Here is a 20826-nt window from a genome sequence, read left to right as displayed (position 1 = left end):
AAATCCTAGTTCTTTATTTTAATTTTTAAAATTTAATTTATTCAAAAAAGGAAATTTTGACCGTATTTTTTAGCAAAAAACAAATGGCATAAGTCTTGTGCAATTTAGAAGAACATAATATGTTATACGTTTTCAAGGCATATTGTGAAATTTCACGTTAACGATTTAAAACGAAAATGACAATTTGTCATTCGATTAACTATGACAGAATTTGAAGATATGAGTCTCGAGGAAATGATAAGTGACGGATTTGATATTGTAGCTGAAGAAATCAACCTTGCAGACCTTTCGGAAACTGAACAAAATTCCGAACAAAAGATATTCCCTATACTTCCCGTAAGAAATATGGTAATGTTCCCTAATGTTGTAATTCCTATTACAGCGGGGAGAAAAACATCCATACAACTTCTTGAAGAAGCTCAGAAAAATGGTGAGTTTATCGGTATTGTAAGCCAGAAAAACTCAGATTTGGAGCAACCTGCCGAAAAAGATATTTATCAGATCGGAACATTAGCAAAGATTATTAAAATAATAAAACTTCCGGAAGGCAATATCACCGCGATTACCAAAGGTTTCCACAGATTTAAGATAAAAAAGATTGTTGAAAAGCAACCTTATTTTAAAGCTGAAATCACAAAATTAAAGGATGGAAAAGCGAAAAATAAAGAAGAATACGAGGCATTACTGGAAAATGTAAAAGATCTGGCTTTAAAAATTATTGAACTTGATCCCAATATTCCTAACGCAGCCAATTTTGCCATTAAGAATATCACCAGCAATGACGATTTATTAAACTTTATCTGTACAAACGCCAATTTTTCGTCTGTTGAAAAGCAAAAACTGCTTGAAGAGAAAAACCTGATGGAAAGAGCCAATAAGTGCTATGAAATGATGCACGAAGATTTCAGAAAACTGGAATTGAGAAATCAGATTCATCAGAAAACGTCTAAGGATCTTGACAAACAGCAGAGAGAATATTTTCTAAATCAGCAAATAAGGACCATTCAGGAAGAATTGGGTGGCGGACCGGAAAGTGATGTTGAAGATTTAATTGCTAAAGCAAGAAAAAAAACATGGAACACAGATGTTGAGGAGCATTTTCAAAAGGAAATCAACAGATTACAGCGCCAGAATCCTAATTCGCCGGATTATAATGTTCAGCGAAATTATTTAGATTTCTTTACAGATTTGCCTTGGGATACCTTTACAAAAGATACTTTCGACATTGAAAAAGCTCAGAAAATCTTAGATAAAGCTCATTTCGGACTTGAAGATATCAAAAAAAGAATTTTGGAACACATGGCTGTTTTAAAATTGAAAAATAACATGAAATCCCCCATTCTATTATTGGTGGGACCTCCGGGAGTAGGCAAAACATCGTTAGGGAAATCGGTTGCTGATGCTTTAGGCAGAAAATATGTCCGTGTTTCTTTAGGCGGACTTCATGATGAAAGCGAAATCCGCGGTCACAGAAAAACATATATCGGAGCGATGGCCGGAAGAATTCTTCAATCCATCAAAAAATCCGGAACTTCAAACCCGGTTATTGTACTGGATGAGATCGATAAAGTTGGGAAAGGAATCCACGGAGACCCGAGTTCAGCATTGCTAGAAGTTCTTGATCCTGAACAAAATAAAGCATTCTACGATAATTTCCTGGAAATGGGTTACGATTTGTCCAAAGTAATGTTCATTGCTACAGCCAATTCATTATCAACAATTCAGACTCCACTATTAGACAGAATGGAGATTATTCAGATTGCAGGATATACCCTTGAGGAAAAGATCGAAATTGCAAAAAGACATTTGATAAAAAAACAGCAGGAAGAAAACGGGCTGGATGCCAAATCATTCAAGCTTGGAAATCCTGAATTAAAACATATTATCGAAGCTCATACTTCAGAAAGCGGAGTAAGAACTTTAGAAAAAAGAATCGCTTCTGTTGGACGTTGGGTAGCCTTACAGACCGCATTAGTGAAAGAATATGACCCTAAAATTTCTCTTGAAAAAGTAGATGAAATATTAGGTGTTCCAAGACCAAAAAGCTTATCGGAGCTTACTGATGTTCCGGGCGTTGTAACAGGTCTTGCCTGGACAAGTGTCGGCGGGGATATCTTATTCATTGAAAGTATTTTAAGCAGCGGAAAAGGAACTCTTACCATGACGGGTAACCTGGGAACGGTGATGAAAGAATCTGCTACCATTGCATTGGAATACATTAAAGCAAAACATGATGAATTGGGAATCTCTCAGGAGGATATCGAAAAGAAAAACATCCACGTTCACGTTCCGGAAGGAGCCACTCCAAAAGACGGACCTTCTGCCGGTATTGCCATGTTGACATCAATGGTTTCTTCGTTTAAAAATAAAAAAGTAAAACCCCACCTTGCGATGACTGGCGAGATTACACTAAGAGGAAAAGTACTTCCTGTAGGGGGTATTAAAGAAAAACTTCTGGCTGCAACAAGAGCCGGTGTAAAAGATGTAATTCTTTGTGAAGCCAACAGAAAAGATGTAGAAGAAATTAAAAAGGATTATTTGAAAAATCTAAACGTTCATTACGTCAATAAAATGGAGGAAGTCATTGAAATCGCCATTGAAAAATAACTGATCAACATATTAACATTCTCAATACAAGAAAACACGTCTCAGATTTTTGGGACGTGTTTTTGATAAAATTTGGATACAAATAACGTTAATTAAAGAAATAAACCCTCTAATCCGGAGGGTTTTTCTTATTTTTATACTGCAGATTTTGAAACTATGAATTTTATTCGATTACCTTTTCTTGTTAAACTTACCCTTGTTGTGATATCCATCATCGGCCTCGGGTATCTTTTAGCCTTGGGACAAAGCATTTTAGCTCCTTTCTTTTTGGCATTTTTAATGGCCATGTTATTTTTACCTTTCGCTACTTTATTAGAAACAAAGCTCAGATTCCCAAGATCGTTTTCCACGATGACCTCCGTACTGATTATGCTGGTTATTTTATCCGGCTTAATTTATTTTTTCGGATCACAGCTATCAAGTTTCAGTAAGGACCTGCCCCATCTCAGAGTGCAGTCTACAGCAGTATTCAACAGTTTACAGAACTGGGTTTCAGATACATTCAATATAAAAATTGATGAACAGCTAGATTATCTTGATCAGGGAGTGAATAAGCTTTTATCATCCTCAGGAATGATTCTCGGTTTTACTTTCGGAATCTTCTCTACAGGATTTGGGTTTATTATCTTTTTCATTTTATTCTTCATCTTTATTTTAAACTACAGGAGAATTTTAAATAATTTTATTGTAACCGTATTTAACGAAAAACATAAGGCCAGTGTTCAGGAAGTGGTAACCGAAGTCCGCGTGATGACAAAAAAATACATTATCGGGCTATGTCTGCAGGTATTAATTGTTTCAATACTTACATCCATTGTATTAACCGTTTTAGGAGTAAAATATGCTGTCTTATTAGCCGTTTTAACAGGGCTGTTAAACGTTATCCCTTACTTGGGGATCTGCATTTCGCTTGTAATATCATGTTTTATTGCCTTTGCAACCGGAACACCGGCGACCTGTATTTATGTTTTGATCGGATATATTGCGGTGCATATTGTGGACGGAAACATCATTCTTCCTTTTGTTGTGGGATCTAAAGTAAAAATCAATGCTCTTTTCTCATTTATCGGAATTATTTTAGGAGAACATTTATGGGGAATTGCAGGAATGTTTCTCTGTATTCCCGCGATTGCTATTTTAAAAATTATTTTTGAGAGAGTAGAAGGCTTAAAACCTTGGGGGAAATTGCTTGGAGAGGAAGAAAAACCACACAAAAAGAAAAAGAAATATAAAATTTCTAAGAATATTACTCTGGAAGAAATGGATTAACATAAAAAAGCCCTCAAAAACGGGGGCTTATATTTTTTATCCTAGGGCACAAAGAGGATCCATTCCATTAGGACATCTGTCTGTACAAAGGATATACGTCTGGCTATCCGGGCAATATCCTACAGGATCTCCGGGAGGTTCTCCACCAGGACCGCCCAAACAAGGATCTCCGGGAGGAATTTTACATGGGCAGCCAACAGGGCCAATATCGCAAATACGACTTCCACCATTAATACCCATTAAATCGATTCGATTTAATTTTTTAAGATTTTTCAACATAATATATTTGTTTAGTTTGTTGTTTAACAAATATAACGAATGAAATTAAACAAAAATTATATTTCTCTTAAACAGGAATAAATATTATCAAATAATCAAACCAAACTCACCAACGGATATTTATTTTAATTAAATTTGATAAAAATCCATCAATCATGAAAATTATAAAATTTATTCTTGCCCTTCTTTTCGGGCTTATGTTTATTAATGCAGGATTAAACAAATTCTTTAATTACATGCCCATGGAAAAGCCAACGCCGGAGCAGATGAAACTCTTTGCTGCATTCGGAGAAATCCATTGGCTCATGCCACTAGTTGGAATTGTAGAAATTGTAGGCGGGTTGCTATTTATTTTTCCTAAAACCAGAGCATTAGGAGCAATTGTTATTCTACCAGTAATGGTCGGAATTATTGTTCATGTATTTACAATGGACAAATCAACAATGGGAATGTCAATCGCCGGTGTTCTTTTTCTTATTAATCTTTGGATGATTATTGACAATAAAGAAAAATATAAAGCTTTAATCAGCTAAAATAGGAGAATATGAATGGTCAATTTAAATATCAACTGACCATTCATTTATCATTTATACAAATGCACTGAAGCCTGTGATCGATCTTCCGACAATCAGAGAATTAATTTCTTTTGTTCCTTCGTACGAATAAATAGCTTCTGCATCAGCAACAAATCTGGCTACATCATACTCAAGCAGGATACCATTTCCGCCCATCACTTCGCGTGCCCTGGAAACGATATCTCTTGTTCTCATGGTACAGAAAACTTTAGCTAAAGAGGCGTGCTCATCTTTTAAAATACCTTCATCCTGCATCTCCGACAGCCTGAAAACCATCGTCTGCATAGCGGTCAAATTGGACAGCATTTCCACCAAATGTCCTTGAATCATCTGAAACGAAGCAATAGGTTTTCCGAATTGTTCTCTTGTCCTTGTATATTCCAAGGCACTTTCGTAGGCTCCTCTTGCACAGCCCGTTGCCATCCAGGCTACCCCTGCCCTGGTCATTCTCAATACTTTGGCCGTATCTTTAAATGAATTGGCATTTTGCAATCGGTTTTCTTCTGTTACAATACAATCTTTCAGAGTGATTAATCCGTTCTGGACAATCCTTAAAGCCATTTTACCTTTAATTTTCTCAACAGAATAACCCGGATTATCTTTTTCAACAATAAAACCTTTTACTTCACCATCGTCCAAATCTCTTGCCCAAATAATAATTAAATCCGCAAATGTGGCGTTTCCAATCCATTTTTTTTGACCATTTAAGATCCATCCATCCGGCGTTTTTTTACACGTTACGGTTAAACCACCTGCCGCACCAGAACCAACTTCCGGCTCTGTTAAACCAAATGCACCTATTTTTTCAAACTTTTGCATCTGAGGAAGCCATTTCTGTTTTTGTTCTTCCGACCCACAGATATATATAGAACCCATTGACAATCCGGACTGTACTCCAAAGAAAGTCGCAATGGAAGCATCTACTCGAGCCATTTCCATCGCTAAAACACCTTCCATCAGGAAAGGCATTCCCGGACATCCATATCCTTCATAGGTGACCCCGCAAATATTGAGTTTCTGAAACTTTGGAATTAGCTCATGCGGAAATTCATCTCTCAGCCAATAATGATTCACCAACGGCTTCGCCTCTTTTTCCATGAAAGCTCTTACTTTAAGCTGAACCTCCCGCTGCTCCGGAGACAAAGTGTGATAAATATCGTAAAAATCACCATCAATTGGCGGAAGTTCTTTCTTTTTCTTATTCGGATCCAGCGTCTTCATCAAACCTCCGAGTTGTTTATCATCGAGTTTTGAGAAGTTTTGCATCAATTTGGGCAAATCTACTTTTTGAGAAATAGCACTCAACTGATCAAAATCTATTGATCTGAATAATTCTATGGCGTTTCTGATTTTGGAAAAGGTATTTGACATAAGTAATTATTGTGTGTTTGATTTGTAAAAGTTAAGCAAAAATTAATCCGAAACAAATGATGAGCCTTGAAATTATTTTACAAAACACTGATTATAAAACATTTAAATCAGAAACTTGCTTTACAAAATTTTTACCTTCATTTTTCAAACATTACAAACAATTGTGCTGGAACTTTGGAATAAGCAAAACATTAAAAATCAACGCTATGAAAACTACTTGTATAAAATTATCAATCGCGACAGCACTTCTATTAGGTATTTGTTCGTGCAAAAAAGGAGAAGCTACGGCAAAAGATCTTGAAGCTTATTCAGCGACAGATTCAGCCGCTGCAGTCATTTCAGACAGCATTTCTTCTGTAGCAACAATGAAGGTAAAAGACAAACAATTCATTAAAACAGCAGATGTCAACATGGAGGTGAGGGATGTTTATGAAGCAACGATTTCTATCGAAAAATCTGTTCAGGAGCTGGGAGGATTTGTTACAAAAAGTAATCTGCAGAGTAATGTAGTTTCTGAAGACACCTACAATACCTCCAATGAAAATGCAATGCTGGTAAAAAAATATCAGACCGAAAACACTATGCAACTGAGGGTTCCGACTGAAAAACTAGGTGAATTGCTGACTTTGGTTAATAATAAAAAACTATTTCTTAATTCAAGATCTATTAATGCTGAAGACGTGACTTCCGGCATAAAATATGCCGAGTTGGAAGGAAAAAGAATTAAGAAAACAGAAGAAAATATTTCTCAACTGAAAGCCAATAAAGACAAAGTGCAATTAGATAATGAAAATATGTCAGACGGCAATCAGCAGCAATTAGCCAATATGAATGTGGTCGATAATTTAAAATACAGTACAATTGATATATACATCAGGGAACCCAAACTCCGCATTGCCGAAATCGCTATTACTAACACAAAGAGCATCGATGATAAATATAAATTCAACTTCATTTACAGTGCAAAATCTGCATTTGTAGAGGGATATTATTTAATCCAAAGAATAGTTGTAGGATTAATTACCGTTTGGCCTATTCTATTAATCGGTGCTGTCATTGTTTATTTACTGAGAAAAAGAAAACCCGCCAGAAAAGAAACAACAACCGAAATATAAGCGATCCTAACCTTTGGTTATTTATATAAATTTTAGATTTTACAAGAAACCTCCAGATTTTTCCGGAGGTTTTATTTTTAAAATTTTCTTTTTAAAATTTCTGGTTTTGTTTTATGAAGATGAAGAATCAGCTCTCCAAAAAGCGTGTTTGCCCATGCAAACCATGATCTTGTAAAGTCTTTAGGATTATCTACATCAAAAGACTCGTGGATAAACCCGGTTCCGGCATGTGTTGCTTTTAACATTTTCAAGCAAGAAATAATTTCGTCGTCATTATCTGTTGTTAAAGCCTGCATAATTAAACCCAGTGGCCAGATTTTATGCTCACCAATATGCGGACCTCCAATTCCTCTGGCAAATTTGCCTTCACTAAACCATGGATTCGCACGGCTTAAAGAGAACTTGCGGGTATTCTTATATACTTCATCATCTTTTGAAGCATACCCCAAATAAGGAATTGACAATAAATTCGGAACATTGGCATCGTCCATAAATAAAGCGTTTCCGAAGCCATCGATCTCTAAAGCGTAGATTTTCCCGGCTTCCGGATGATTCAGAACGGCATACTTTTGAATAGCCGTGTCAATTTCGGCTGCCAGGCTCTTAAAATGGACTGAAGAATTTTCATCTTTTAAAATCTCAGAAAAAATTTCCGATGTTTCTTTTAAAGAAACTACCGCAAACATATTGGAAGAAATCAAAAAAGGATAAAAGGTAGCATCATCAGAAGGTCTGAACATCGAATGAATTAGACCTATTTTCTTCGTCGGATTTCCAAAACCTGCGGCAAATTGAGTATCCAGGGGATTCCCTCCTACTCTTTGAAAGTGATAAGGTCCTTTCGACTCTTTTCTCTGTTGCTCTTTAAAAGTCTGCAAAATCAGAAGCATTGCCTTTTTCCAGTCGAAATCAAAAACAGAAGAATCTCCTGTTATTTTCCAATAATTATAAGATAAACGCATCACATAACACAGAGAATCGATCTCCCATTTTCGCTCGTGAATTCCGGGCCTCATTTCTGTTAAGTCATCCTTCCATTCACTTACCTTACTGGCATCATCGAAAAAAGCGTTGGCATATGGATCCAGAAGAACACACTCCACCTGCTTATTGATCACCCCTTTCAATAAATTTTTAAGTTTTTCATCTCCTTTAGCAAGACTTAAATATGGATAGACCTGTGCTGAAGAGTCACGAAGCCACATGGCATCAATATCCCCAGTAATAACGTAAGTATAAGGTTTATTATTTTTCTGATACACCTTTACAGTCGTATCTAAGGTATTGGGAAAACAGTTTTCAAACATCCATGCCAATTCGGGATCAACGATAGACTTTTTCACAGTCTTAATAGTATGTTCAACTGCCTGAGAAGTAAATTTTCTTAAACTGATCTCTGGTCTTTTAGAAACATAATCATTTTTAAATAAAAATTTTGCAGATACCGGCATTGTGAAAAAACCGACTCCAAGTCCTGATTTTTTAATAAATTCTCTTCTGTTAAGCATTTGAATATGTTCTAAAATTTAATTTGAAAGTTAATAATTTTACCCATACAAATCTTTTTTTGCTGGCTCAAACGTTATTTTCCTTTAAACTTTTTGAAATTTAAATATTTCTTATCATTTTGAGACATTCACCCCATTCATTTTTTCCTTAAATTTGCAAATTAAAATAATCGGGATTTAGATAATCAAATCCAAATCATTGTTTAAATCCTATAAATTAAGCCCTAAATTTATGCTATCAAAAATAAATCCTATCCAAACAAACAGCTGGAAAGCTCTTGACGACCATTTCGGTGACAACGATTTTGATTTAAGAAGTCTTTTTGCATACAACCCCAACCGTTTCAACGAATTTTCTTTGCAGAGAGATAATTTTCTTTTCGATTATTCTAAAAACCTGATCGATTCAAGAACCAAAGAACTTTTGTTGAATCTTGCGGAAGAATCTCAATTAAAAGATGCTATTTCTAAAATGTTTTCCGGAGATAAAATCAACGAAACAGAAGGAAGAGCAGTTCTGCATACCGCTTTAAGGGATTTTTCTGATAAGGAAATTTTGGTAGACGGAGAAAATATCAAACCTCAGATCAAAAGAGTGCTTGACCACATGAAATCTTTCTCTGAGAGTATTATTTCAGGTGCTCACAAAGGTTTCAGCGGTAAAGAAATCACGGATGTTGTGAATATTGGAATCGGAGGTTCAGATTTAGGACCTGTGATGGTAGTTTCGGCTTTAAAACATTTTAAAACAAGGTTAAACGTTCATTTTGTTTCCAATGTTGACGGAAATCATATTGCAGAAGTTGTAAAAAACTTAAATCCTGAAACGACTTTATTTATTATTGCTTCGAAAACGTTTACTACTCAGGAAACGATGACGAATGCCAATTCAGCAAAAGACTGGTTCTTAAAGGCTGGAAAACAGGAAGATGTAGCAAAACACTTTGTAGCTTTATCTACTAATGTTCAAGCAGTTAAAGATTTCGGAATTGCGGAAGAAAATATCTTTGAATTCTGGGATTGGGTAGGCGGAAGATATTCATTGTGGAGTGCGATTGGCTTAAGCATCGTTCTTTCAGTAGGATATGAAAATTTTGAACAATTATTAAAAGGAGCTTACGATACTGATCAGCATTTCCAGACCGCAGAATTTTCTGAAAACATCGCTGTTTTAATGGGATTAATTGGAGTCTGGTATCGTAATTTTTATGCTGCAACAACCTATGCAATTCTTCCTTATTCCCAATATTTAGACAGATTTGCAGCTTATCTTCAACAGGGAGATATGGAAAGCAACGGAAAATGTGTTGACAGAAACGGAGAATTTGTAGAATATGAAACAGGACCAATTATTTGGGGTGAGCCGGGAACAAACGGACAACATGCTTTCTATCAGTTGATTCACCAGGGAACGGAATTGATTCCTGCTGATTTTATTGCGTATGCAAAAAGCCCTAACAAAGTTTCTGATCATCAGGATAAATTATTAGCTAACTTTTTTGCTCAGACTGAGGCACTTGCCTTTGGAAAGACAGAAGAAGAAGTTGAAGAGGAGTTGAAAAGTTCAGGAAAATCTGATGAAGAAATTGATTTCCTATTAAACTATAAAGTGTTCCACGGAAATACACCGACTAACTCTATAATTTTCAAAGAATTAACCCCTTTTTCACTAGGTCAGCTAATTGCTTTGTATGAGCATAAAATTTTTGTTCAGGGAGTGATCTGGAATATTTTCAGTTTTGACCAGTTTGGTGTGGAATTAGGAAAAGTTTTAGCTAATAAAATTTTACCGGAACTTGAAAGCAGTGAGGCGGTTTCCTCTCACGACAGCTCTACGAATGGGTTGATTAATTATTATAAAGGAAATAAGTAAAAGAAAGTAAATATCTAATAAAAGTAAAAATGGCAGAAATTCTTGACGGATTAAAAGTATCCAAAGAAATAAAAGCAGAAATCAAGGTTGAAGTAGAAAAAATCCTTGAAAGCAAAAGAAGAGCACCGCATTTGGTGGCTATTCTTGTTGGAAACAACGGAGCAAGCAAGGCTTATGTGAATGCTAAAGTGAAAGATTGTGAAGAAGTTGGTTTTCAATCCAGTTTAGTTAAATTTCCAAGCACCGTTTCTGAATCTGAATTATTGGAAAAAATCGATGAGCTGAATAAATCTAAAGCAGTTGACGGATTTATCGTTCAGCTGCCTTTACCGGATCAGATCGATCAGGAGAAAATCATCAACGCGATCGACCCAAGAAAAGATGTTGACGGCTTCCATCCTGAGAACTTCGGTAAAATGGCTTTGGAAATGGATACATTCTTACCTGCGACCCCATTTGGGATTTTAACATTATTGGAAAGATATAATATTGAAACAAAAGGGAAAGACTGTGTCATCATCGGAAGAAGTAAAATCGTAGGAAGACCTATGAGTATTTTGATGGGAAGAAAAGATTTCCCCGGAAACTCAACGGTTACTCTGACACACTCTTATACAAAAGACATTGAAGAGTACACTAAAAAAGCTGACATCGTGATTACAGCGTTGGGAGATCCTCACTTCTTAAAAGGTGAAATGATCAAGGAAGGAGCGGTAATTGTAGACGTAGGCATTACAAGAGTAGATAACGATTCTCCAAAAGGGTATTACCTGGCTGGTGATGTAGATTTTGACAGCTGTGCAGCAAAAGCGAGCTGGATCACACCTGTTCCGGGAGGAGTAGGACCTATGACAAGAGCAATGTTGATGAAAAATACCATCATTGCCTATAAGACTTCGGTCTATAATGACTAATTTAAAATGAATAAAGAAGAAGATATTTTATTAAAAGAAGGTAAAATGCTCCCTGTGATGGAGCATTTTTACACTCTTCAGGGAGAAGGAGCACACACGGGAAAAGCAGCCTATTTCATCAGATTGGGCGGTTGCGATGTCGGGTGCCACTGGTGTGATGTAAAAGAAAGTTGGGATCCAACGCTACATCCATTAATGAATGCAGAAGAAATTGCAGAAACAGCTGCAAAACACTGTAAGACTATTGTTTTGACAGGCGGTGAGCCTTTAATGTGGAACCTTGATATTTTAACATCCAAATTAAAAGAATTAGGATGCACTATTCATATTGAGACTTCGGGAGCTTATCCGATGAGCGGGCAAATCGACTGGATTACCCTTTCTCCAAAGAAAACAGGACTTCCAAAAGAAGAAATTTACAACCTGGCACATGAGCTTAAAGTAATCGTTTTCAATAACAACGACTTTAAATTTGCTCAGGAACAGGCTGCAAAAGTTTCTGAAAATTGCACATTATATCTTCAGAGTGAGTGGAGCAAGCGTGATGAAATGTATCCAAAGATTACAGACTTTATTCTGGACAATCCGGAATGGAGAGCATCAGTTCAGACTCATAAATATCTGAATATCCCATAAAAATATGTAACTTAGCTCTTCGTATCCGTAAACGCCCATAGATGCAGAGAATTCGATACTCTAGATACCTGAAATCGATCATTATTTTGCTTGACCTAATGGTTATTGCATCTATTTTCATATTCTTTTTTGTAAGCAGAAATCAGGAATTAAAATACAATCAGGAATCGTGGTACCAGAATGCTTTCTCTCTGGCATTATTATTTTTGTTCTGGATGCTCTTAAGCGGTAGGACAAAAATTTATAATATTCCGAGAAACTTAACGTATACCCTATTTCTCGAGCGGCTTTTGATTCATTTTCTGTTATTTATACTGGGAGTTTTTCTGATCGGAAAGGTAAGTTACAATGCTTTTTTTAATTCAGACATTTACTGGTTATCGTTTTATCTGTTTTTCTTTGTATTTCTGGCAAAATCTATTATTTATTTTGCGATTAAATACTTCCGTAGTTTAGGAATCAATTATAGAAACATTATGTTCCTGAGTGAAAACAGCTCCACAGAAATTCTGAAAAACATTTTTAAAGACAGAAGGGATTACGGATACAAAATATTTGAATATAATAAGTCCGACATCCAAACTTCAGAATTGGTGGAATTCTGGAAAAACCATGGGATACATACTTTATTTTTCCCGTCAGAAAATTCATTTGACGAAAAAACAGAAGATGATATTTTCAGATTGGCAGAAGCTAATAAAGTACATATTTCATTGGTTCCCAGTATCACACAAAGTGACTTTTTTCTCTATGATCTTGCCTATATTCAGACACAGCCGGTGCTTAACCAGGCCAGATATCCATTAGACTATTATTCAAATTTTCTATTAAAAAGAACTTTCGATATTTTATTTTCTGTCATCGTATTAGTTGGTATTTGTTCGTGGCTATTTCCAATTATTTCAATTATTATTAAAACAACTTCGAAAGGGCCCGTTTTTTTCATACAGAAAAGATATGGCTTTCATGAGGAGGTTTTTAATTGTATTAAATTTCGGACAATGATCGTCAATGATGAATCTTCCACCAAAACAACCAGCGAAAATGATGCAAGAATTACAAGATTTGGAAAGCTTTTAAGAAAAACAAGCCTTGATGAAATGCCTCAGTTTATCAATGTATTAAAAGGAGAAATGTCAATTGTAGGCCCAAGACCTCACATGCTCGCTGTGGACAATTATTACAAACCCAAAATCGGAAGATACAGCTTAAGAAGCATGGCAAGCCCCGGAATTACGGGACTGGCACAGGTAAACGGGCTTAGAGGAGATTCGGGAGATGTAGAAATTGAAATGACAAAGCGAGTATTGGCAGATGCATTTTATGTGAGAAACTGGAGTTTTATGCTGGACTTGGTGATCATTTTAAAAACAGTCCTGTTGGTGGTAGGCGGAGATAAAAACGCAAAGTAAGGTTTAGAAATTTAATTATTTAGAATGAGTAAAAACCTCAGGCTTAATCTCAACCTTCACCTTAATTAAATAAAAAAGTCTAATTTAGCAGTATGTTAAAAAAGTTTTTTACAGCAGTAGGAGAATACATTATCCTATTAGGTAAATCCGTTCAGAAACCTCAGAAAATGAGGGTGTTCTGGAAGCTGTTTATGAGAGAAATTAATGATTTGGGAGTCAACTCATTCGGGTTGGTCATCTTTACATCTATATTCGTTGGAGCGGTAGTGGCTATTCAGATGTTTAATAACTTTGATGCTTCTTCGTTTCCTATTCCTCCTTCATTCGTAGGATATGCGACCAAAGCAGTATTGGTACTGGAATTTGCCCCCACCATTATCAGTTTGATTCTGGCCGGTAAAGTAGGTTCATATATTGCATCCAGTATTGGAACAATGAGGGTTTCGGAACAGATTGACGCATTGGATATTATGGGTGTAAACTCTCCTAACTTCCTGATACTTCCCAAAATAATAGCCTGTGTAATTTTCAATCCTTTGCTTATTGCAATAAGTATTGTATTTGGTATTTTAGGAGGGTATATTGCCGGGATCTTAACCGGAAACTGGACGCAGGCAGATTATATAACAGGGATTCAGATGTATATGCCTAATCTCTTTATCTATTATGCATTTACGAAAACTGCAGTTTTTGCATTCGTCATTGCCACTGTTCCATCTTATTTCGGTTATACTGTAAAAGGAGGCTCACTGGAAGTAGGTAGAGCGAGTACACAGGCTGTAGTTTGGACAATGGTATTCATTATCCTTTCCGAATTAGTATTAACCCAATTAATATTAAGCTAATGATTGAGGTAAAAGATCTTAAAAAAAGTTTTGATGAAGTTGAAGTTCTTAAAGGCATTTCAACCTCTTTCGATAAAGGAAAAGTAAACTTAATAATTGGGCAGAGTGGTTCAGGAAAGACTGTTTTCCTTAAAAGTTTGTTGAATGTTTATCAGCCATCATCAGGAGAAATCCTTTTTGACGGAAGAAACATCAATGTCATGAACAGAGAAGAAAAACAGCATCTTCGTTCTGAAATCGGAACCGTATTTCAGGGCAGCGCCTTGTTTGACTCCCTGACAGTTGAAGAAAACATTATGTTTCCTCTTGATATGTTCACAAATCTTACATTCAGAGAGAAAAAAAGAAGAGTTTTTGAGGTAATCGGAAGAGTGCATCTGGATAAAGCCAACAGAAAATTCCCATCAGAAATTTCCGGAGGAATGCAGAAGCGTGTTGCTATTGCGAGAGCGATTGTAAACCACCCGAAATACCTGTTCTGTGATGAGCCTAACTCAGGATTAGACCCTTATACTTCCAATGTAATTGATGATCTTTTGCTTGAAATTACAAAAGAATATAATACTACAACAATCATCAATACCCACGATATGAATTCCGTAATGACGATTGGCGAGAAAATTGTTTATCTAAGATTAGGAATTAAAGAATGGGAAGGAAACAAAGACATTCTGATTACAGCAGGCAATAAAAATCTGATCGACTTCGTTTATTCATCAGAACTGTTTAAAGAACTGAGAGAATATATGCTTGAGAATAATAAAACTATTGATAATACAATCACAAAAATAGACGACAATGAAAAAGGTACTTAGTATAGGATTAATAGGATTTTCGATATTTGCTTCGGCACAGATTTCTCTGGCAGGAAAGGCAAATTTAATCTTCCCAACGGGATCTCCATCCTGGAAAAACATTAAAGGAACAGTTAATCAGGCAGTAGAAGGAGAAGGTAAAAACAATGTTGGCTTTAATGTAGGTCTTTCTTTGAAAGCCAATCTTCCAATGTCTTTTTTCCTAATGCCGGAACTGTATTATACTCACTTTAAAAGTGATTTTACAGATCCTACTTCCAATACAAGTTTTGATGTTAAAAGCAACCGTATTGATCTACCTGTTCTTATCGGTCACAAAGTATTAGGAGATATGCTGGGAGTATTCATAGGTCCTGTGGCAAGCTATAACTTAAGCAAAGAAGACACCTATAATGATTTCAAAGAAAATGCAAGAGATAATTTCACTGTAGGCTATCAGTTCGGAGCTCAGCTTGAAATCAAAAAATTAATTCTGAATGCAAAATATGAAGGAGCATTCAGTAAGGATACAAGAAATTTCATCAACAAGGTTTCGGGTGAAGAAATAAGATATGATAACCGCCCCAATCTGTTTATGGTAGGAGTCGGATATAAATTTTAATAAATTTGAAATAGCAACTATAGAAATCCTCAGATCTTAGATTTGAGGATTTTCATTTTGATGACGCTGAAGTTCTGCCTCACGTCTTGCAATTTCTGCAGCCTGTTTCTCGAGATCTTCTTTATCTTTTTGTAACTGTTTGAATTCTTTCCTTTTCTGCTCTTCTTTTATTGCACTTCCCTTGCTTACATACCCAACCATTCCGCCAATAATTAAACCAACTCCAATTCCTCCCATTATTCCCATAATATGAGGCATCCCCAAATCATTTATTGTAAAATTGGGAGAAGTCAGATAAAATAACAGCACCGACAAAGCTAAAAGTACAAGTCCTATAATCGTTAAATTTTTCATAGTGTCGTGTTTAAATTAAAAAGCCTTACCAAATTTACTAAAAATTCTATAAGGCTTACTCAAGATTAAATTATATGTTCTTTATATTTTTCCACCGGAAGCTTTATAATATTCCAAAGCTTTTGGCAGGTCTTTATTGATATCTGAAATTCTCGTTTCAGGATTAGGGTGAGTTGATAAGAATTCCGGCTGTCGGTTTCCTGAAGCGGCACCTTCCATCCTGTTCCAGAAAGGGATAGCTTCTCTAGGATCATATCCCGCCATTGACATTAAGTACAATCCCATTTTATCAGCTTCAGACTCCTGATTTCTGCCATATTTCAGTAAAGCAACCTGAGAACCGATTGGATAAACTTTTTCGAAAACTCCGGCCCACTGTGCATTAGAAATTGTTCCTCCCAAAATAGCACCACCATATTGTGCCACCATTGCCTGAGAAATTCTTTCATTTCCATGTCCTGCCAGCGCGTGAGAAACTTCGTGTCCCATTACAACAGCAAGTCCGTTATCATTTTTAGTAACCGGCAGAATCCCTGTATACACTGCTACTTTTCCGCCAGGCATACACCAGGCATTGAGTTCATTGCTTTGAATAAGGTTAAATTCCCAGTTGTAGTTGGTAAGATCTGCAGATCTACCGATCGTCTGATAATATTTTTCTGCAGCAGCTTTTATTCTGCTCCCTACACTTACCACTCTTTTGGCATCTGTCGTTCCCGAAATTACCTTAGATTTTGACAATGTCGTCTTATATTCCTGTGCAGACATCGTTAATATTTCCGAATTATTTGCAATCTGTAACGAAGATCTTCCTGTAATAGGGTTCGTGGTACAAGATGCAACCGACAGAGCAACGGCTCCTATTCCTAATAGATGTGTTATTTTCATAGTTTCGAGTGTTAATAATGCAACCTTAACAATTTTTATTCCAAAAAAAATCAGAAAGAATATATTTGCATACATTTTGCTATTTAAATTTAATAATTATTTTATTATCATGAAAAAGTATATTTCAATCATATTTATTTTTGGATTTTTATTAATCTTCCAAAACTGTGCATCTCAAAAATCTTCTGATCCGCAGGCCGTCAATGCAATGATGAATGCCCAGGAGTTTACTTTTTATGCAGAAAGAGCCAATCCCACCAACTATGATGTGATTAACGTGATGAATTCTATGCCGAATTCTACCTCAACAAGAATGTTGAATCTGGACGGAGGATACACTATTGATTTAAAGAATAATACACTGGATGTTTATCTTCCTTATTTCGGAAGAGCATTCAAAGCGAATTACGGAGGAGACAACAGTTATAAATTCAGTTCGAAAGATTTTACGGTAAACAAATCTCAGAATAAAAAAGGAAACTGGATTATAAAAATTAAGCCCAACGATGTAAATACCGTCAGTGAAATCATTATTGAAGTATTTAAAAACGGAAAAGCTTTTACGTCAATACAAAGTAACGACAGACAGCCTATTTCTTACGATGGATACATTTCAAACGGAGACACTGCTGCTAAAGACAAAAAAGACAAGCTTTAATCTTTAAAAAGAAATTTTTCAACAAATAATTTTGCTTCAGTACTTGGATTCGAAACCATAGCTGAAGCATTTTTTTTATGCTGAATATAGGCTTCTTCCACAGAATTATCCCGTTTCATCATCGACAGAATATATTCCTGAACCCAATATTCAAAACGCTTTTCTGATTGTTGAATTCTTACTTCATCAAAACGGTTACTCTTCTTTTTTAAACTGATAAAATCATCAATTTTTTCATAAACGTCCTGCAAACCTTCATTATTTAATGCAGAACCCAATAAAACAGGTACTTTCCAGTCTTTTTCTTTTGGCGGAATAAAATCTAAGGCTCTTTTTAATTCAAGTTTGGTATTTTTTGCCTTCTGAAGATTACTTTCTTCCACTTTATTGATGAAGATAACATCTACCATCTCCATGATTCCCCGTTTGATTCCCTGAAGCTCATCGCCGCCACCAATAATTTTTAAAAATAAAAAAACATCGGTAATATCTGCCACTAAAACCTCAGACTGTCCTACCCCAACGGTTTCAATTAAAATATAATCATAGCCTGCAGCCTCGCAGATCATCATGGTCTCAAAAGTAGTATTAGCAACCCCGCCCAGAAACCCGGAACTCGGAGAAGGGCGAATAAATGCATTTTCCTCTTTGGCCAGTTCTTCCATTCTTGTTTTATCGCCTAAAATACTTCCTTTATTAATCGCGGAACTGGGATCAATAGCCAAAACAGCAACTTTTTTGCCCTGGGCAATAACCAATCTTCCAAAATTTTCTATAAAAGTAGACTTTCCGGCTCCCGGAACCCCTGTAATTCCTACGCGGACTGAATTTCCCGTGAAGGGCATGATCTGTTTCAGAAGATCTTCGGCCTGCTGTCTGTGTTCTGCTTTTTTGCTTTCAACTAAGGTAATAGCTTTAGCAATCAGGCGTTTATTTCCTGATCGTATTCCTCCTATTAATTCTTCTGTAGAAAATTTCATTGATCCAAAAATAAGGATTAAACGCTGAATGATCAATAGTCAATTGGTTTTGCAAGTCAGTTTTTTCATTAATTCAGTATTCATAATTAAATTAAAAACAGATTATTGCTCACTTTACCTGTAATTTCTAATTTTTATTTCTTCTAAATTAAAACTACAGTTCATTTTATCAATGCCAGAGGGAATTTCCTACATTTGTTATTCATCAAGAAAGAGAAACATGAAAAAAATAATCTTAGCCGCATCATTTACAGCAATTGCATTAACATCTTGTACCCCAAAAGCATCAACAGCAGCAGCACCTTCATTGGCAGTATCTACTGCTGAACAAATTGCTCAGGGAAAAACAATTTTTGAAAATTCATGCGGAAGATGCCACAAATTACCGGATCCAACTGCACACACTTCTGTACAATGGGTAGGTATTATGAATTCAATGGCTCCAAAAGCAAAATTGACAGACGAGCAGCATCAATGGGTTTATGATTATGTGGTCTCTGTGAAAAAATAATCACATTAAAAAAATAGCCCTATGAAAAAATTGATTTTAGGTATGATTTTACTGTCTGCATCTTTTGTAGTATCATGCGGACCTAAAAGTGTAGCCGTAACCGGACCGAAATACACCTCTTCAGAGCAGATTGCTCAGGGAAAAACAATTTTTGAAAATTCGTGCAACAAATGTCACAAATTACCTGATCCGGCAAAACATGACGACCAAGGGTGGATAAAAACCTTAAGCAGAATGGCTCCAAAAGCTAAATTAAGTGATGAACAGCACCAAATGGTTTATGACTATCTTATATCTGTAAATAAAAAATAATCTTTCGTCACTTGGAGTATATTTTTGAAAAATAATATCGGGAAGTTTAATTAAAAGTTCCCGATACACTTTTTTTCTATTTCAGTTCGACAAACACCCGAACTGACAGATGCCTTCAAAACTATAAAAACTAACGAGCAAAGTGAATTGACGATTCCCAATTCACTTATTTAATTCAATTCCTAAACCAGGCTTCCCGGATAAAATAATCTTACCATTTTCTACAAAGCTTCCAATGGCATAATCGTTGGAAATAAGATTCGCTCCATCCAAATCCACATAATCCACAAGCCCTGTCAAAACACAACCCGCTGAAATTCCTACTGTTGATTCTGTCATACAGCCAATCATAATTTTATAACCTGCTGCTCTTGCTTTTTTTATCATTTCTAAAGCCGGAGTAAGACCGCCACACTTCATTAATTTAATATTAATACTTTGATAATAAGGAATCAATGTATCAAGAGAATCCAGATCCTGACAATCTTCGTCCGCCATCCAATTGGCAAAACCTTCGTTTTTCAAAATGGTATAATGATTAATCGGTCTTGGCTGTTCGATATATGAAAAATATTGAATATCAACATTTTCCTGAAGCCAAGTACAATCCTCCCCGGTAAAACTCGCATTGGAGTCAATAGCAATATTCCGATTTAACGGCAACAGCTTTTCAATATTATTTCTATTTAAGCCTTTACATTTCACTTTAAATTTATTCCAGCTGCTTTTCTCAATTTTTTCAATCTGATGACTAATTTCTCCAACAGAAATGGTAATTGAACTTTCCGGCAGATCTTCAGTCGAAAGGTGATTTAATTCAATAAAACTCTTATTTTCCAGTTTTCCGAAAAGATCCCAATAAGCACAATCCAGTGCAGAAAGCAAAAACGGATGCAGATTCAGACTCAATAAAAACCTGAAAAACACCTTTGGAAGCAGAATTTTCTGAGCCTCAACCCGAGTTTGAATTTTTTTCAGTTTTAAAACAAAATTCTGAAGATCGATTTGATAATAATCGATCGCAACACATTCGCCATAACCTTTACAATTTCTATAAGATAATTCTATTAGTAATGTCTCTCTTTTATCGTAATTTCCGTAAGCAATTGAGAATGTTTCTTTTAATTGAAGTTCGTTTAATTCAAACCTTAATTCCATTATTAAATTTACAAAAAAGGAGACTTATTTAGTCTCCTTCTTCTTTTTATTTTGTCCCGTCCTACAATAAGTTTACACAAAATAGACTTATTATGGAAAATCGAGATAAGATAAAAGCCAAGCGCACGCAGCGAGATTATACAAT

General features: G+C 35.7%; 21 protein-coding genes. 14 read left to right on the top strand and 7 right to left on the bottom strand.

Features of this window, described 5'->3' with window-relative positions; translation table 11 throughout:
• Positions 1 to 201: 201 nt before the first annotated feature.
• Together lon and M2373_RS18230 are read left to right on the top strand one after the other, a co-directional pair.
• Entirely contained in the window at positions 202 to 2607 is a 2406-nt protein-coding gene (gene lon, locus M2373_RS18235) for an endopeptidase La (RefSeq protein ID WP_259112661.1), read from the top strand.
• 156 nt (positions 2608 to 2763) lie between these two features.
• Positions 2764 to 3876, top strand: coding sequence for an AI-2E family transporter (locus tag M2373_RS18230; RefSeq protein WP_259112659.1), 1113 nt, complete (start codon positions 2764 to 2766; stop codon positions 3874 to 3876).
• A gap of 36 nt (positions 3877 to 3912) precedes the next feature.
• Here the strand turns inward: M2373_RS18230 and M2373_RS18225 are convergent, their stop codons facing one another.
• Positions 3913 to 4155, bottom strand: a complete 243-nt coding sequence (locus M2373_RS18225) for a hypothetical protein (protein WP_259112658.1) — start codon at positions 4153 to 4155, stop codon at positions 3913 to 3915.
• Positions 4156 to 4310: 155 nt separating this feature from the next.
• Between M2373_RS18225 and M2373_RS18220 the strand changes: the two genes are divergently transcribed.
• Entirely contained in the window at positions 4311 to 4688 is a 378-nt protein-coding gene (locus M2373_RS18220) for a DoxX family protein (protein ID WP_259112656.1), read from the top strand.
• A gap of 54 nt (positions 4689 to 4742) precedes the next feature.
• On the opposite strand, the gene M2373_RS18215 is transcribed toward M2373_RS18220, so the two are convergent.
• Complete coding sequence (locus M2373_RS18215) at positions 4743 to 6101, bottom strand: acyl-CoA dehydrogenase family protein (protein ID WP_259112654.1); 1359 nt, start codon at positions 6099 to 6101, stop codon at positions 4743 to 4745.
• Positions 6102 to 6307: 206 nt separating this feature from the next.
• On the opposite strand from M2373_RS18215, the gene M2373_RS18210 reads away from it, so the two are divergent.
• Positions 6308 to 7216, top strand: a complete 909-nt coding sequence (locus M2373_RS18210) for a DUF4349 domain-containing protein (protein WP_259112653.1) — start codon at positions 6308 to 6310, stop codon at positions 7214 to 7216.
• Between the two features lie 77 nt (positions 7217 to 7293).
• On the opposite strand, the gene M2373_RS18205 is transcribed toward M2373_RS18210, so the two are convergent.
• A complete protein-coding gene (locus tag M2373_RS18205; RefSeq protein WP_259112652.1) occupies positions 7294 to 8724 on the bottom strand; it encodes a glycoside hydrolase family 125 protein in 1431 nt (476 codons plus the stop codon).
• A 232-nt stretch (positions 8725 to 8956) separates the two neighbouring features.
• On the opposite strand from M2373_RS18205, the gene pgi reads away from it, so the two are divergent.
• The 7 genes from pgi (at position 8957) to M2373_RS18170 (ending at position 15820) form a co-directional block, all read left to right on the top strand.
• Positions 8957 to 10597 (top strand): glucose-6-phosphate isomerase, encoded by a 1641-nt coding sequence (pgi, locus tag M2373_RS18200; protein WP_259112651.1) that lies wholly within the window; start codon positions 8957 to 8959, stop codon positions 10595 to 10597.
• Between the two features lie 29 nt (positions 10598 to 10626).
• Positions 10627 to 11511 carry a bifunctional 5,10-methylenetetrahydrofolate dehydrogenase/5,10-methenyltetrahydrofolate cyclohydrolase gene (locus tag M2373_RS18195; RefSeq protein WP_259112650.1) on the top strand — a complete coding sequence of 295 codons (885 nt, stop codon included), beginning with the start codon at positions 10627 to 10629 and terminating at the stop codon, positions 11509 to 11511.
• 6 nt (positions 11512 to 11517) lie between these two features.
• A complete protein-coding gene (locus M2373_RS18190) occupies positions 11518 to 12147 on the top strand; it encodes a 7-carboxy-7-deazaguanine synthase QueE (RefSeq protein ID WP_259112649.1) in 630 nt (209 codons plus the stop codon).
• A 41-nt stretch (positions 12148 to 12188) separates the two neighbouring features.
• Positions 12189 to 13559 carry an exopolysaccharide biosynthesis polyprenyl glycosylphosphotransferase gene (locus tag M2373_RS18185; protein WP_259112648.1) on the top strand — a complete coding sequence of 457 codons (1371 nt, stop codon included), beginning with the start codon at positions 12189 to 12191 and terminating at the stop codon, positions 13557 to 13559.
• A gap of 92 nt (positions 13560 to 13651) precedes the next feature.
• Positions 13652 to 14404 (top strand): ABC transporter permease, encoded by a 753-nt coding sequence (locus M2373_RS18180; RefSeq protein WP_259112647.1) that lies wholly within the window; start codon positions 13652 to 13654, stop codon positions 14402 to 14404.
• Positions 14404 to 15219, top strand: coding sequence for an ABC transporter ATP-binding protein (locus M2373_RS18175; protein WP_259112646.1), 816 nt, complete (start codon positions 14404 to 14406; stop codon positions 15217 to 15219). The genes M2373_RS18180 and M2373_RS18175 overlap by 1 nt, the downstream gene beginning before the upstream one ends.
• The gene (locus M2373_RS18170; RefSeq protein WP_259112645.1) at positions 15203 to 15820 is read left to right on the top strand and encodes a PorT family protein; all 618 of its coding nucleotides are present in this window, start codon (positions 15203 to 15205) and stop codon (positions 15818 to 15820) included. The genes M2373_RS18175 and M2373_RS18170 overlap by 17 nt, the downstream gene beginning before the upstream one ends.
• 36 nt (positions 15821 to 15856) lie before the next feature.
• On the opposite strand, the gene M2373_RS18165 is transcribed toward M2373_RS18170, so the two are convergent.
• Both M2373_RS18165 and M2373_RS18160 read right to left on the bottom strand, forming a co-directional pair.
• Positions 15857 to 16174, bottom strand: a complete 318-nt coding sequence (locus tag M2373_RS18165; protein WP_259112644.1) for a hypothetical protein — start codon at positions 16172 to 16174, stop codon at positions 15857 to 15859.
• 81 nt (positions 16175 to 16255) lie between these two features.
• Entirely contained in the window at positions 16256 to 17062 is an 807-nt protein-coding gene (locus M2373_RS18160; RefSeq protein ID WP_259112643.1) for a M48 family metallopeptidase, read from the bottom strand.
• Positions 17063 to 17171: 109 nt separating this feature from the next.
• On the opposite strand from M2373_RS18160, the gene M2373_RS18155 reads away from it, so the two are divergent.
• Positions 17172 to 17720: a DUF4251 domain-containing protein gene (locus tag M2373_RS18155; protein WP_259112642.1), complete on the top strand. Its 549-nt coding sequence runs from the start codon at positions 17172 to 17174 to the stop codon at positions 17718 to 17720.
• Here the strand turns inward: M2373_RS18155 and meaB are convergent.
• Complete coding sequence (gene meaB / locus M2373_RS18150) at positions 17717 to 18700, bottom strand: methylmalonyl Co-A mutase-associated GTPase MeaB (protein ID WP_259112640.1); 984 nt, start codon at positions 18698 to 18700, stop codon at positions 17717 to 17719. The two genes, M2373_RS18155 and meaB, sit on opposite strands and share 4 nt — an antisense overlap.
• A 220-nt stretch (positions 18701 to 18920) precedes the next feature.
• On the opposite strand from meaB, the gene M2373_RS18145 reads away from it, so the two are divergent.
• Together M2373_RS18145 and M2373_RS18140 are read left to right on the top strand one after the other, a co-directional pair.
• Positions 18921 to 19211, top strand: a complete 291-nt coding sequence (locus M2373_RS18145; RefSeq protein ID WP_259112639.1) for a cytochrome C — start codon at positions 18921 to 18923, stop codon at positions 19209 to 19211.
• 21 nt (positions 19212 to 19232) lie between these two features.
• Positions 19233 to 19523, top strand: a complete 291-nt coding sequence (locus tag M2373_RS18140) for a cytochrome C (RefSeq protein ID WP_259112638.1) — start codon at positions 19233 to 19235, stop codon at positions 19521 to 19523.
• Between the two features lie 162 nt (positions 19524 to 19685).
• On the opposite strand, the gene M2373_RS18135 is transcribed toward M2373_RS18140, so the two are convergent.
• Positions 19686 to 20681, bottom strand: coding sequence for an enolase C-terminal domain-like protein (locus tag M2373_RS18135; protein WP_259112636.1), 996 nt, complete (start codon positions 20679 to 20681; stop codon positions 19686 to 19688).
• Between the last annotated feature and the right edge of the window lie 145 nt (positions 20682 to 20826).

Origin of the sequence: Chryseobacterium sp. JUb7 (genome assembly GCF_024806495.1) — a bacterium.
GTDB lineage: Bacteria > Bacteroidota > Bacteroidia > Flavobacteriales > Weeksellaceae > Chryseobacterium.
The sequence above is the reverse complement of the archived record's forward strand: the minus strand, read 5'-3'. Positions and strand labels throughout refer to the sequence as shown.